A 15,564-nucleotide genomic window follows, 5' to 3' on the forward strand; every position below is an offset into this window, starting at 1 on the left:
ACATGCTAATTTATATAACAGTTAAACACAATTAGTAATATAACAATAGTATATTTTGGACGAAAATCACACTATTTATAATAAATAATATATTAACGTGATCACTATCACTTACTTTAATCTTTAATTAAATATTTTTTTATAACTTAAATTTTTATTGATAAAATCAAGTAGTAATACATGTATTTATATTGTATTTTCATAAAATGAAAGCTGTATTTAAATAACCCTACTTTTTATCATGAATAATAATTTAACAATAAAACCCTAATCTCTTTACTTTTCTACTAGTCGTTTTATTCATTAAAATGAAATAATAATTCATGAAATATTTATTCCAGAATACAACATTAATAAACTTATAAATAACAAATGAAAAGTTAACTAACCTGCTTCTTTTTCATATCTTCGAATTCCTTCTCATTATTTATCTTCTCTTTATAAAAAATGAAAAAGTTTTAATTAACATAGCTGAATCGATGGTAATTTAAGCAAGAAAAAAAATAACGCGTAAGATTATAACCATGAAAATCAACACAATATAATCCATTTAAATGAATCATTTGTTTAAATAATGCTATTTGAGATATCAATCATTTTAGTTATGTCGCTATTTAATATCGAAACGGGTAGAAATTTATCTTTATTTCATCGATTTTTAATTTCTTTTCATATTGAGAGTACCCGGTATTTATTATTCTAAAATTAACGATAATATAAAAACATTAATTATTATCTTTCTATATTTAAGCAACATTATTTATATTTGAATTAATACCTTTATATTGAGGTAAAATGAGAAAAAAAGTTATTTTATTAACACTATTAAGTGGATTTTCAACCTGTGGATTAACAGCAAATGACGCCGGCTATTTAGGCTCGATGGGAGAATCACGGCGCGCATTACAAGATAGCCAACGTGAAATAAATCAACTTATTGAACAAAATCGCTATCAACAACTTCAAGAAAATGCATTAGAGGTTTCACCTACCCCCACACTTATTACTGAATCAGAACATTGTTTGCCTATTAATGGTGTGTATGTTCAAGGAATTACTTTACTTAATGAAAAAGATCTTGATTCCTTAACACCATTACCAGAGCAATGTATAAAAAGTGCTGACGTTAACCGTTTAGTCAAAGAGTTAACCCAACGCTATCTGCAATATGGTTATATCACGGCTAGAGTTCAATTTTTACGCCCAAATCAAGAGCAACAGCTTGGGCTGTATGTTATTGAAGGCTTTATTGAAAAAATTGAAGGCGGTGATCGAGGCGTTAACACAGCACTACTTTTCCCTCAGGTTGAAGGAGAGCCTCTTAAGCTTTCAAAACTGGACCAAGGGCTTGATCAAGCAAACCGTTTACAGTCGAATAAAGTTAAACTCGATATACTGCCTGGTACGCAATTAGGTGGCTCTATTATTCAACTTACCAATCAGCGACAAGCGCCATGGCACCTTAATATTTCAAATGATAACTATGGGCAAAAAAACTCAGGACGCTGGTTAGTTCGAACCAATGCAAGCTTAGACAGCCCATTAGGGCTATCTGACTTTGTCAGCTTAAATGCCAGCATTACCACTGATAATCCTAATACACGCTTTAATCGTGCTTACACCCTACTCTATTCTTTACCTTATGGTGCATTGACATTCAGCACTTTTGGTAGCTATTCGGAGTATGAATTTCATCAAGCATTACAAACACGTACTGTACGTTTATCCGGTGATACAACACAAGTTGGTTTAAGGGGAGATTACGCTTTTTATCGTAGTCAAAAACAGATTGATACCTTAAACATGCAGATAACACATAAGCGAATACGTAACTATTTCAGCCAAATTCGCCTTGATCTCAGTAGCCCTGCACTTACAACGGTAGAGTTAGGTATCAACCATTTACACATTGTTCCAAATGGTGTCATCAGCGTTAATTTAAGTGCAGAAAAAGCCATTAGTTGGTTTGGTGCAGATGAATCACCTCGTGTTGCTAATGGCAATGGTAATGACTATCGCTTTACAAAAGTTAAGCTTTTTGCCAATTGGCAACATCGTTTTGCCTTATCGAACTCTACATTTTTATTCAATAGCGCCTTCTTTGGTCAATATAGCCCCGACACCTTACCGGGTGTGGAATGGCTTAGTTTAACGGATAAAAACGCAATCCGTGGTTTTGACCAAAGTACACTTTCTGGCGATAACGGCGGCTATTTACGTAATACGCTTTCTTATCCTTATCGGATAAACACATTTTCAATCACCCCTCGAATTGGCCTCGATGCTGGCCGAGTTCAACAACATGGTAACTATGAAGGATGGAGTAGTGGCTATGGGCTAAGTTCGGGCTTAAATCTCCAATATCAAAAAGCACAATTCGATATTGAAGTCGCCAAGGGGTATTTGCTTTACAACCAAACGAATTCCAATAAAACCAAAGACCCTACTCAAGTGTTAGTTAGATTTTCATATTTATTTTGATTCACACTCATAGCAATAAACGGAGAAAACTCTATGAAATCAAAAAACTTCAAGCTCTCTCCTTCGGGTAGGCTTGCTGCATCTTTAGCGATTATTTTCGTATCACTAAATGCATATGCTGGAGGTATTGTTCCTGATGCGGGCAATCAAGGACCGAATGTTTCATCAGTCAATGGTGGCACTCAAGTCATTAATATCGTTACACCAAATAATGAAGGTATCTCTCATAACCAATATCAAGATTTTAATGTAGGTAAACCAGGCGCTGTTTTTAACAACTCCTTAGAGGCGGGACAATCACAACTTGCTGGACAATTAAATGCTAACAGCAATTTAAATGGACAAGCTGCTTCTTTGATTTTAAATGAAGTTGTTAGTCGAAATCCTTCGTTCTTATTAGGCCAGCAAGAAGTTTTTGGTATCGCTGCAGAATATGTACTTTCTAACCCAAATGGTATTACCTGTGATGGATGCGGTTTTATCAATACCAGCCGTTCTTCTTTGGTTGTCGGTAACCCACTATTTGAAAATGGTGAGTTAAAAGGTTATAGCACACTTAACAATACGAATTTACTTTCTATTGGTAAAAACGGATTACACGCTCCCGGCCTTTTAGATTTAATTGCACCTCGTATTGATAGCAGAGGCAAAATAACTGCTGCAGAAATTTCTGCATTAACAGGTCAAAATACATTCTCCCAACGCTTTGATATTCTTTCATCACAAAAACCCGCTTCTGCCTTAGATAGTTATTTCTTTGGTAGTATGCAATCTGGTCGTATTCGTATTATTAATACCGCAGAAGGAAGTGGGGTTAAATTAACAGGTAAATTTGTTGCTGATAACGAATTAAGTGTCAGAGCGGACAATATTCAAACGGATAGCCAAGTTCGCTATGACAGCTACGATAAAGATGGTAGTGAAAACTATCAAAATTACCGTGGTGGTATTGCTGTTAATAACAGTGGTTCAAGCCAGACTCTGACAAAAACAGAGTTAAAAGGTAAAAACATCACATTAGTTGCTGATAATAAAAACCAAATTAAAGCCTCTGATTTAATGGGTGATGATATTTTATTACAAGGTGCTCATTTAACGGTTGATGGTAAACAGTTACAGCAAAAAGATACTGATACTGACAATCGCTGGTTCTATTCTTGGCAATATGATGTGACTAAAGAAAAAGAGCTAGTACAGCAAGTTGGTAGCCATATTGATGCCAAAAACAGTGCGACATTAACAGCAACTAAAGGTGATGTAACACTTGAAGGTGCAAAAATTAATGCGGGTAACACACTGGCAATTAATGCTAATCAAGATATTAATATCAACGGATTAGTTGAGAAAGAAAATCGCAGTGAAAACGGCTATAAGCGTAACCATACTTCTCGTTTAGAGACAGGTAGCTGGAGCAATAGCCATCAAACAGAAACCTTAAAAGGCAGTGAATTGACTGCGGGTAAAACGCTAGGTTTAAATGCTGAAGGCTCTGTTACTGCTCAAGGTGCAAAATTACATTCTAATGAGAATGTTGTTGTTAACGCTAAAGAAAACATCAATCTTAATGTTCAAAATACCAACAATGATAAAACAGTAACTGATAATCATGTCGTTTGGGGTGGTATCGGCGGTGGTAATAATAAGAACAATAACAATAAACAAGAAGTCAGTCATTCAACACAATTAACGGCTGACGGGCAACTGTTACTTGCAGCAGATAACAGTGTCAAAATCACAGGTAGTCAAGTGAAAGGCAATCAAGGTGCCTTTGTTAAAACGACTCAAGGTGACGTTGTTATTGATAATGCGATTAGTGAAACCATCACTAAAACAGATGAACGTACAGGTACTGCATTTAACATTACTAAAAACTCCCACAAGAATGAAACTAACCAACAGCATTCAACGGGTAGTGAATTAGTTTCTGATGCAGAATTAACAGTAGTTAGTGGGAAAGATGTCAATGTAATTGGTAGCTTAATTAAAAGTGCTGATGAATTAGGCATTAGATCTTTAGGTGATATCAACGTTAAATCTGCACAGCAAATCACGAAAATCAATGATGAAAAAACATCATTAGAGATCACAGGTCATGCCAAAGAAGTTGAAGACAAGCAATATAGCGCAGGTTTTCATATCACACATACATCCAACAAAAATAATAGCACTGAAACTGAACAAGTAGGATCTACTATCAGTGGTGGCAGTGTTAAAGTTCAAGCGGATAAAGATGTCACTTTTGCTGGCTCTGATTTAAAAACAACTGCAGGTAATGCCATTGTTTCTGGTGACAATATTGCTTTTGTTTCAACAGAAAATAAAAAAGAGACTGACAGTACAGATAGAACCATTTCAGGTGGCTTTAGCTATACTGGTGGTGTTGATAAGATCGGTAGTAAAGCTGATTTCCAATATGATAAACAGCATACAACAACTGATATCACCAAAAATAAAGGTAGCGAAACTCAAGTTGCAGGTGATTTAACCATTACTGCAAACAATGATGTAACACATCAAGGTGCATCACACAAAGTTGATGGTGCGTATAAAGAATCCGGTGAAAATATCAATCACCTTGCTGCAAATGATAGTGCAACATCTAAAACAGATACCTTAAATATCGGTGTCGATGTAGGTGTTAATCTTGATTATAGCGGTGTGACTAAACCGATTAAAAAAGCAGTAGAAGACGGAATTGATACCACAAAACCGGGTAACAATACCGATATGGATAAGAAGGTTACCTTTAAAGATGCCATTAGTAATCTTGCTAACTTAAGTAATTTAGAAGCGCCAAATGTGGGTGTTGAAGTCGGTGTTAAAGGTGGCGGTAGCCAGAAATCACAAAGTGATAGTCAAGCGGTTTCTACATCAATTACCGCGGGTAAAATTAATACTGATAGCAATAAAACGCTACATGACCAAGGTACTCATTATCAATCTACCCAAGGTGACATTGCGCTAACCGCTAACACTCATACCAGTGAAACGGCCCAAAACAAACACCAAGAGTCCTTCCATGAAACAACAGGTGGCGGTCAAGTAGGTGTCAGCACCAAAACAGGCACTGATATTACCGTAGCAATTAAAGGTGAAGGTAAAACCACTGACACAAACCTAACCACAACCAAAGCTGAAGGTAGCCAGTTTAATTCAGCCAGTAATATCAATATTAATATACGTGAAGACGCATATTATGAAGGCGCTAAATTTGATGCTCAAGATGGAAAAACTGTCATTAATGCTGGCGGTGATTTAACACTTGCACAAGCAGCAGATACCCACACTGAAAGCCAACATAACGTGAATGGCAGTGCAAACCTGAAAGTCGGTACAACACCAGACAGTAAAGATTACGGTGGTGGCTTTAACGCAGGTGGTGCAAATCATCAAAAAGATCAGACAACAGCAAAAGCGGGTTCAGTGAATGGCTCTCAAGGTATTGAGTTAAACTCAGGCCATAATCTGACTTTACAAGGCACTCATTTAACCAGCGAAAATGATGTTGCTCTGACTGCAACTAACAAAGTTGATTTCCAAGCAACAGAATCTCAACGTACTGAAACAGGTAAAAACTTATCGGGTGGATTACAAGCGGGCTTTGGTCAAAAGGCAGGTGATAAATCATCTTCTGTCAATGGCTTAGGCGGTGCTGAATTTGCTATTGGTAAGCAAGATGAGAAGAGTGTTTCTCGTGAAGGTGGAACTATTGCTAACCAAGGTAATTTAACCGTTAATGGTAGCTCTGTTAATCTTCAAGGTACTAAAGTTAATAGCAAAGATACGCAATTAACTTCTCAATCTGGTGATACCACGCTGACATCAGCACAATCAACGGATTACAAAAATAACTGGGGTACTGATATCTCTTTAAATGGCAAGCAAACCAATACGACGCCAAAAGAAGTGACTGATGAAAACCCAGCAACCTCTATCCATGATATTGGTGGTAAAGTTTTAGTAAACGTTGAAGATCAACAAAAGTCTACACACCAAAATGCCTCTGTAGAAACAGGCACATTAACTTTAAATAGTGACAAAAACCTCGCTCTTTCTGGTGCAAATGTTTCTGCAGATAATGTAACGGGTAATGTGGGCGGTGATTTTACAGTGACTAGCCAAAAAGACAGCGATCGTCACGTTAATGTTGATGTAAATGTCGGTTATAACCATAACAATGATCCTAAATCTAGCCAAGTTGATAAAACAGCTAAAGCAGGTGGATCACTATTAGAAAACACTATCAAAGAGACCATTGATTCAGGTATTAAATCTGCAACAGATGTTATCTCTGATAAATATAATTCACTCTCTTCAACTATCGCAGATAAAACGGGTATCAGTGGCGAAACAAAAGCCAAAATTGATAAAGGTGTAGGCACAGTGGGTAACGGTATCAAAAATATCGTAACTGGTGCTGAAGGTCATACAGCCAATGCGGATATCAAAGTTTCTCATATTGATAATGATGCAGTGACCCAAACCACAACCTTAACTAGTAAAAATGATATTTCATTAAATGTAAGTGGTACAACTAAGCTGGCAGGCGCTGAAATTAAAAGTGAGCAAGGTCAGGTTGATTTAGGTGGTAGCAACGTTCAATTAAACAATATTGAAGGCCATCAATATGAAGCCGGTGCAGATCTTGATCTGAAATCATCTGCAGTTGATTTAGTGAAACAACTTACAGGTGGCGACTTATCATTAAAATCACCTGTTAAAGTTAATGAAACTGTAAACACAAAATCGTCTATTTCTGAAAAATAATAGATACCTCATAAAAGAGTAATGCCTATTCTTTTGTAAGCCAAACCCGCTTGTTATCACAATAAGCGGGTTTTTTATTTATCTGCTTAGATTTCGCTGATCATCCAATAAATTTACACTTCTTTAAGATTTAAATTAAATGCAGAAAATGAGAAATAGAAGATAATGCATTGAATTAAAAATAGAAAAATACATTTTATCGTAGAAATTAAATCACTATCGATTTCTTGACCTTCCCCTAATGGTAAAGCCTAAGCTTTATCTCATACCATATTTAAAAGGGGATTTTTGATGAACACTAATACTACGTTGTCCTCTGCCAATCGGTTGAGTTTACCTGTTGAAGGTATGACATGTGCATCATGTGTTGGTCGTGTCGAACGAGCCTTAAAAGCCGTACCACAAATACAAGATGCCGTTGTCAATCTAGCCACTGAACGTGCAGATATTACATTTACAAATACACCCGACCCAATAGTTGCCGTGAGCGCCATTGAAAGTTCAGGTTATAAAGTACCCGAAGAGATAACCGAGCTGGCAATTGAAGAAATGACCTGCGCATCTTGCGTTGGTCGTGTAGAAAAAGCACTAGCTCAAGTACCCGGTGTATTAGAAGCCACGGTAAACCTTGCAACTGAACGCGCTCGGGTACGCCATTTATCAGGCGTAGTATCGATCACGGATTTAGAGGTCGCCGTTGTACACGCAGGCTATAAACCCCGTCGTTTATCTGATGATCCAGCAAATACACGTGATGTAGGTGAAGAGCGCCGTGAAAAAGAGGAACGTTCATTACGCCGCGCATTACTTATCGCCACTATTTTCACATTACCCGTTTTTGTTATTGAAATGGGCTCACACTTTATTCCCGGCGTACATGGTTGGGTTACTCAAACACTGGGGCAACAACTAAACTGGTATATTCAATTTATCCTCGCCACTGTTGTGATGTTTGGCCCTGGTTTACGCTTTTTCCAAAAAGGAATACCAGCGTTATTACGCGGTGCTCCTGATATGAACTCATTAGTGTCTGTTGGTACAGCAGCCGCTTACGGCTATTCAGTGGTATCAACCTTTATTCCTCAAGTCTTACCTGCCGGCACAGCCAATATCTATTTTGAAGCTGCTGTTGTGATTGTCACCCTGATCTTGTTAGGAAGAACGCTTGAAGCCAAAGCGAAAGGAAATACATCTCAAGCAATTAAACGGTTAATTGGTTTACAAGCCAAAACAGCGCGAGTTTCTCGTCATGGTGAGACATTAGAAATCCCACTGGATCAAGTAGTGATGGAAGACATCGTTTTTGTTCGCCCTGGTGAAAAAATACCTGTTGATGGAGAGATTATTGATGGTCACTCTTACGTTGATGAAAGCATGATAACCGGAGAGCCTGTACCTGTATCGAAAGAGATTGGCTCTGATGTTGTGGGCGGAACCATCAATAAAACAGGTGCTTTTAGTTTTAAAGTCACCAAAGTTGGCTCCAATACCGTATTAGCACAAATCATTCGCTTAGTGGAGGAAGCTCAAGGATCTAAACTTCCTATTCAAGCACTTGTTGATAAAGTCACCATGTGGTTTGTACCCGCGGTTATGTTAGGCGCAACTATCACTTTCTTTATTTGGTTAGCTTTTGGCCCTGAGCCAGCATTAACCTTTGCGCTCATTAATGCCGTTGCCGTGTTAATTATTGCCTGCCCATGTGCTATGGGATTAGCAACACCAACATCCATTATGGTGGGTACAGGTCGCGCGGCAGAATTGGGCATTCTTTTCCGTAAAGGTGAAGCCTTACAAGCCTTACGTGATGTCAATGTTGTAGCACTTGATAAAACAGGGACATTAACAAAAGGTCGTCCTGAATTAACGGATTTAATTCCAGCAGAAGGCTTTGAATATAACGAAGTCTTACGCCTTGTTGCAGCTATTGAAACGTATTCGGAACACCCTATTGCAGAAGCTATTGTCAATGCAGCTAAAGAGGCAGAGTTAACACTCGCTGCGGTTGAGAATTTTGAAGCAGTTCCAGGTTTTGGCGTTAGTGCAACAGTAGATGGAAGAATGGTATCTGTTGGTGCTGATCGCTTTATGAAACAACTTGAATTAGATGTCAGTCACTTTATCTCTTCAGCACAGAAACTCGGTGAGCAAGGCAAAAGCCCTCTTTATGCAGCCATTGATGGGCGTCTTGCTGCCATTATTGCAGTTGCAGATCCGATTAAAGAAACAACCCCTGAAGCAATCAAAGCTTTACATGATTTAGGTTTGAGAGTTGCCATGATCACTGGTGATAACGAAGCCACAGCAAAAGCGATTGCTAAACAGTTAGGTATTGATGAAATTGCGGCTGAAGTACTTCCTGATGGAAAAGTCGAAGCCTTAAAACAATTTAGCCATAAAGGTGCCAAAGTCGCTTTTGTTGGTGATGGTATCAATGATGCTCCAGCACTTGCACAGGCTGATGTTGGGTTAGCGATTGGTACAGGAACCGATGTCGCTATTGAAGCTGCTGATGTGGTATTAATGTCGGGTGATCTGCGCGGTGTCGTTGATGCAATAGCTTTAAGCCAAGCAACTATTCGCAATATCAAGCAAAACTTATTTTGGGCTTTTGCCTATAACGCTTTATTAATTCCTGTCGCGGCTGGCATGCTTTATCCAATTAATGGCATGTTACTTTCACCCATCATTGCTGCTGCCGCAATGGCGCTTTCAAGTGTATTTGTATTGGGTAACGCCTTACGACTAAAACGTTTTCAAGCACCAATGAAAGCTCATTAATAGATTGATTTTCTTTATAGCCAGACTCCACAAGGGTCTGGCTCAATATTATAAAGCGACTACTTTATACTTATAGAGAGTGCTTTATTATCCGATAAGGAGGACATAATGAATATTGGTCAAGCAGCAAAGAAGTCCGGTATTTCAAGCAAAATGATCCGTTATTATGAGCAGATTGGCTTAATTCCCAAGGCTATTCGTACTGATTCAGGTTATCGCGATTACACGGATGCAGACGTAGCTTGCTTTCGTTTTATTCGCCATTCTCGAGCGCTTGGTTTTTCGACAGAACAAATATCAACATTGTTGGTTTTATGGAATAACAGAGAACGCGCCAGTGCTGATGTGAAATCTATTGCACTCTCCCATATCGAAGAGCTCAATCATAAAATTGCTGAGCTACAACAAATGACAAAAACGCTAGAACATTTAGCGAAAGATTGCCAAGGTGACAACAATCCTGATTGCCCGATTATTGCGGGATTAGTTGAGCCCCAGTCAGGCTCTCAAAGTAAAACGACCAACAGTCACCTTTCTCACCTTCGCTCTTCAATTTAGTTTTTCTATCAACCATAAAAAAATCCCGCTTATTGCTAAGTGGGATTTTCTTGTTCAACGAAAGGTTAAATAACCATTATTATCAACGGATAAATTAACCTAATTGACCATGACAATGCTTAAATTTCTTACCCGATCCACAAGGGCATGGTTCGTTACGTCCCACTTTTTTACCAGCGGCAACTTGACCATCTACTGCTGACATTTGAGACTCTTTTGTCACTTCATGGCTTAATTGTTGTTGTTTAGCTAAACGTTCAGCTTCTTCACGGCGACGGCGTTCTAACTCTTCAACTTCTTCTGGTAAACGAACCTGTACTTTGCTTAATGTGCTGATCACCTCGTATTTCAGTGATTCCAACATATTAGCAAACATAGCGAACGATTCACGTTTGTACTCTTGTTTTGGATCTTTTTGTGCATAACCACGTAAGTGGATACCTTGACGTAAATAATCCATTGCAGCCAAGTGCTCTTTCCACAGTGAATCCAGCGTTTGTAACATCACGCCTTTTTCAAAGTTACGCATCATTTCAGCGCTAACGATCTCTTCTTTCGCTTTATAAACTTCGATAGATTTTTCTAAAATACGCTCACGTAATGTTTCTTCGTGTAATTCAGGTTCTTTATCTAACCACTCTTTGATTGGTAAATTTAAATCAAAGTCTTTTTGTAGACATGCTGTTAAACCTTCGATATCCCACATTTCTTCCAATGATTGAGGTGGAATATAGTTATCAATCATTGAAGTGAAGACGTCTTGGCGAATACTATCAATAGTTTCGCTTACGTCTGCCACATCCAATAATTCGTTACGCTGAGTATAGATTGCACGACGTTGGTCATTTGCTACGTCATCATATTCAAGCAGTTGCTTACGAATATCAAAGTTGCGGTTTTCTACTTTACGCTGTGCGTTTGCAATCGCTTTGGTTACCCAAGGGTGCTCAATCGCTTCGGTTTCATTCATACCTAATTTACGCATCATGCCAGACACTTTGTCTGAAGCAAAAATACGCATTAAGGAGTCTTCCATAGATAAATAGAAACGAGAAGAACCTTCATCACCTTGACGACCCGCACGACCACGTAACTGGTTATCAATACGACGAGATTCGTGACGCTCAGTACCAATGATATGTAAACCACCTGATGCTAATACTGCATCATGGCGCTCTTTCCATTTAGCTTTGATTTCTTCGATTTGCGCTTCGGTTGGCTCTTCAAGTTTAGCCACTTCAGTTTGCCAACTACCCCCTAACACGATATCAGTACCACGACCTGCCATGTTAGTTGCAATAGTTACCGCTGAAGGTAAACCTGCGTTAGCAATGATGTCCGCTTCCATTGCGTGGAATTTCGCATTCAGCACGTTATGGTGAACATTCGCTTTAGTCAGCGCTTTAGAAATTTCTTCTGATTTTTCAATTGAAATGGTACCCACAAGAACAGGCTGACCATTTTGAGTACGCTCGCGAATATCTTCAATAATGGCTGCAAATTTACCTTGCTCATTCATATAAACTAAGTCAGGCAGATCTTTACGTACCATTGGGCGGTTAGTTGGGATAACAATGGTTTCTAAGCGATAAATAGAGTTAAATTCAAATGCTTCAGTATCCGCAGTACCGGTCATCCCTGCTAATTTTTCGTATAAACGGAAATAGTTTTGGAATGTGATTGACGCTAAGGTTTGGTTCTCATTTTGGATCTTCACACCTTCTTTTGCTTCAACCGCTTGGTGTAAACCATCAGACCAACGACGACCTTGCATTGTACGACCCGTGTGTTCGTCAACAATGATAACTTCGCCATCTTTAACAATGTAGTCAACGTCTTTGGTAAATAGTGCGTGAGCACGTAATGCTGCTGTCACATGGTGCATTAACATAATGTTAGCCGGTGAGTATAAAGACTCTCCTTCTTTCATCATGCCAGCATCTGCTAATAACCCTTCGATTTTAACCAAACCGCGTTCTGTGATGTTCACTTGACGTGTTTTTTCATCAACAGAGTAATCGCCTTCACCTTGGAAAGTATCTGAGTCTTCTTTTTCTTGAGAAATCAAGTGAGGGATCACTTTATTCATTTGAATATAAAGCTCAGAACTATCTTCTGCTGGGCCTGAGATAATCAATGGAGTACGTGCTTCATCGATTAAGATAGAGTCAACCTCATCCACTAATGCATAGTGTAATTTACGTTGAACACGTTCTTGTGGGCTAAATGCCATGTTGTCACGCAGGTAGTCAAAACCAAATTCGTTGTTCGTACCGTAAGTGATATCAGCATTATAGGCTTCGCGTTTTACTGGTGGCGCCATATTTGGCAAGTTGATACCAACGCTTAACCCCAAGAATTCAAACAGAGGACGGTTATTTTCGGCGTCACGTTGTGCAAGATAGTCATTGACGGTAACAACGTGAACCCCTTTACCTGATAACGCATTTAAATATGCTGGTAATGTTGCCGTTAATGTTTTACCTTCACCTGTACGCATTTCTGCAATACAACGCTCATTTAGCACCATACCACCGATTAACTGCACATCGAAGTGACGCATACCAAAGAGACGCTTACTTGCTTCACGTACGGTTGCAAATGCTTCAGGTAAAATATCTTCTTCTTTTTCACCGCTTTTTAAACGCTCACGAAATTCATTTGTTTTCGCTTTTAATTCATCATCAGTCAGCTTTTCAAATTCAGGTTCTAATTTATTAATTTCACCAACAACTTTACGCATACGACGGATTGTACGATCATTACGACTACCAAAAATTTTGGTTACAATTTTACCTAACATAAATCTTTATTCTCATTTATGGCGTGAAACGCCGAAAACAGCCTCTGTATCTATCAATAAACAGAGATAATCATAATCTTATTAGATTAAGTGACTCATTAAGCTGTTAGATAAGGCCCTGCGCGAATACCGCGGATTTGTGCAAGCCATAATCCGGTATGATAGGAATTTGTATTCTGTACTAAAACATAGCCAGAAAGAGGAAGGTTGCTTACTGCTGATGATGGAGTTTCTGTTAATAAGGCATACAGAGTATCAAGCATAACCTCTGCAACATTGGAAACAGGTAACGGCTCATCTTTGGCTTTAACCATCAATTCAGGCGAATTAATGGTGAATGCAAAAGAGAGCTGCTTAATCACATTTTTTACTGCGTGTTGTTGCCAGTAATTAAAGGTGAAGGATGAAGCAGGATTCTGTACACTTTGACGTAAGAATAAGTTATCAAACGCAATAAGTGCCTGACTTTGACGGTTTTGAGATAAAGGGGTATCAGTTTGCTGTGGATTTTCGGCATGAGCAGACAACAGCGAAGGTATTCCAATACCTGCTGCTACCATCCCTAAAAGCAAATGCGACCAAAAATATCGCCTGCCAAACTGTCGCCAAAAACTTATAATGCTCATTAACCTTCGTTGCTCATTAATCTTTATTTTGTGGAGTCAAAATCTATGCGGGATAGTTACCCACAATCATTGGAAAAAATCTTCATTGAACTTGAAGGCTCCAATAAGAGTACATTACAACTTATACAACAGCGTGCAACGATTTTACTAAAATTAAATCGCGCCGTCATGGCTCTTTTACCTGTTCCTTTACGAGATAAGTGCCGTGTCGCAAATTATCGCAGTGCTATTTTAATTATTGAAGTTGCAAACGCAAGTTGGTTAACTCGTTTACGTTATGAAACCCCATCATTACTTTCTGCATTGAGACAAGAAATTTTACCATCCTTATCCTCAATAGACATCAAAATAAATCCGTCTTTAGGAATAAAACAGGAAAAAAGATCTTTAATATCATCATTAAAAGAGCAAGAGCCTATAAAGAGACGTCACTTAAGTTTAGAAAGCGCACAATCATTGAAGTATTTGGCAGAGAAAAGCCCGAAGAAATTAAGAGAAAGATTAGAACGGTTGGCTGCACTTGCCGGAGAGAGTACAAGTACAGCCAAAGATGAACGTTAATTAGAGATAATTAACGCGCTTTCCTTCGCAGGAATTAAGCAAAGACCATTGAGGGAGCTTTGAATGCCACTGGCATTTGCGCTTCGTCTTCAAATGTGACGAATTCCCACGCAGATTCTTTTGCTAATACAGCTTGGAGCAATTTATTGTTCAGTGCGTGACCTGATTTAAACGCGGTGAATTCACCGATAATGTTATAGCCACACATAAATAAATCACCGATTGCATCCAACATTTTGTGACGAACGAATTCATCTTCAAAACGTAGGCCATCGTCGTTGAGAACACGATAGTCATCAACTACGATTGCACAATCGAAGCTTCCGCCTAAACACAATCCTTTAGATTGTAGGTATTCGATATCACGCATAAATCCAAAAGTACGAGCACGACTGATTTGGCTCATAAAAGACTCAGCGGAGAAATCTAATTTATAACGCTGTGTACTTGCATCGATGGCAGGGTGATTAAAATCGATAGTAAAATCTAATTTAAACCCGTTGTATGGACGCATTTCTGCCCATTTATCGCCATCTTCTACACGTACTGTTTCTTTAATGCGAATGAATTTCTTCGCAGTACGAAGTTCTTCAATGCCTGCATCAAGTAACAAGAAAACAAAAGGTGCCGCACTTCCATCCATAATTGGAATTTCAGGTGCATTCACTTCAATTACGATATTATCAATGCCTAAACCAGCCAGTGCTGCGTTTAAATGCTCAACGGTTGATATACGCACATCGTCTTCGTTAACTAAACAAGTACATAACATAGTGTCACGAACTGATTTTGCGTCTGCTGGAAAATCCACCGGTGGATTTAAGTCAGTACGACGGTAGATGACCCCAGTGTTTGCTGGCGCCGGACGCATTGTAAGCGTAACTTTTTTACCCGTGTGAAGTCCCACACCAGTTGCTTGTACAATTCGTTTTAATGTCCGTTGTTTGATCATCATTTTATCTCGCAATGTTATCCGTCCTACCAATC

Annotated in this window: 8 protein-coding genes; 5 read left to right on the forward strand and 3 right to left on the reverse strand. The window is 38.7% G+C overall.

Annotated elements, in window-relative coordinates; all coding sequences use genetic code 11:
• Nucleotides 1-795: 795 nt before the first annotated feature.
• The 4 genes from NBG71_RS09020 (at nucleotide 796) to cueR (ending at nucleotide 10,587) form a co-directional block, all read left to right on the forward strand.
• Nucleotides 796-2,481: a ShlB/FhaC/HecB family hemolysin secretion/activation protein gene (locus tag NBG71_RS09020; protein ID WP_250916784.1), complete on the forward strand. Its 1,686-nt coding sequence runs from the start codon at nucleotides 796-798 to the stop codon at nucleotides 2,479-2,481.
• Between the two features lie 33 nt (nucleotides 2,482-2,514).
• Nucleotides 2,515-7,248: a calcium-independent hemolysin HpmA gene (gene hpmA, locus NBG71_RS09025; RefSeq protein ID WP_250916785.1), complete on the forward strand. Its 4,734-nt coding sequence runs from the start codon at nucleotides 2,515-2,517 to the stop codon at nucleotides 7,246-7,248.
• 291 nt (nucleotides 7,249-7,539) lie between these two features.
• On the forward strand, nucleotides 7,540-10,029 hold the full coding sequence (locus NBG71_RS09030; protein ID WP_164530620.1) for a heavy metal translocating P-type ATPase: 2,490 nt from the start codon (nucleotides 7,540-7,542) through the stop codon (nucleotides 10,027-10,029).
• Between the two features lie 108 nt (nucleotides 10,030-10,137).
• Nucleotides 10,138-10,587: a Cu(I)-responsive transcriptional regulator gene (cueR, locus tag NBG71_RS09035; RefSeq protein ID WP_075670799.1), complete on the forward strand. Its 450-nt coding sequence runs from the start codon at nucleotides 10,138-10,140 to the stop codon at nucleotides 10,585-10,587.
• 94 nt (nucleotides 10,588-10,681) lie between these two features.
• Here the strand turns inward: cueR and secA are convergent, their stop codons facing one another.
• Both secA and secM read right to left on the reverse strand, forming a co-directional pair.
• A complete protein-coding gene (gene secA, locus NBG71_RS09040; RefSeq protein WP_250916786.1) occupies nucleotides 10,682-13,390 on the reverse strand; it encodes a preprotein translocase subunit SecA in 2,709 nt (902 codons plus the stop codon).
• A 98-nt stretch (nucleotides 13,391-13,488) separates the two neighbouring features.
• Nucleotides 13,489-14,016: a secA translation cis-regulator SecM gene (gene secM / locus NBG71_RS09045; protein WP_156733825.1), complete on the reverse strand. Its 528-nt coding sequence runs from the start codon at nucleotides 14,014-14,016 to the stop codon at nucleotides 13,489-13,491.
• Between the two features lie 45 nt (nucleotides 14,017-14,061).
• Here secM and NBG71_RS09050 point away from each other — a divergent pair, with 45 nt between their 5' ends.
• On the forward strand, nucleotides 14,062-14,577 hold the full coding sequence (locus NBG71_RS09050) for a DUF721 domain-containing protein (protein ID WP_075670793.1): 516 nt from the start codon (nucleotides 14,062-14,064) through the stop codon (nucleotides 14,575-14,577).
• Between the two features lie 34 nt (nucleotides 14,578-14,611).
• Here the strand turns inward: NBG71_RS09050 and lpxC are convergent, their stop codons facing one another.
• Nucleotides 14,612-15,529: a UDP-3-O-acyl-N-acetylglucosamine deacetylase gene (gene lpxC, locus NBG71_RS09055; protein ID WP_036913397.1), complete on the reverse strand. Its 918-nt coding sequence runs from the start codon at nucleotides 15,527-15,529 to the stop codon at nucleotides 14,612-14,614.
• Between the last annotated feature and the right edge of the window lie 35 nt (nucleotides 15,530-15,564).

The organism is Proteus sp. FZP2095 (genome assembly GCF_023701425.1).
In the GTDB taxonomy this organism is placed as follows: Bacteria; Pseudomonadota; Gammaproteobacteria; order Enterobacterales; family Enterobacteriaceae; genus Proteus; species Proteus cibarius.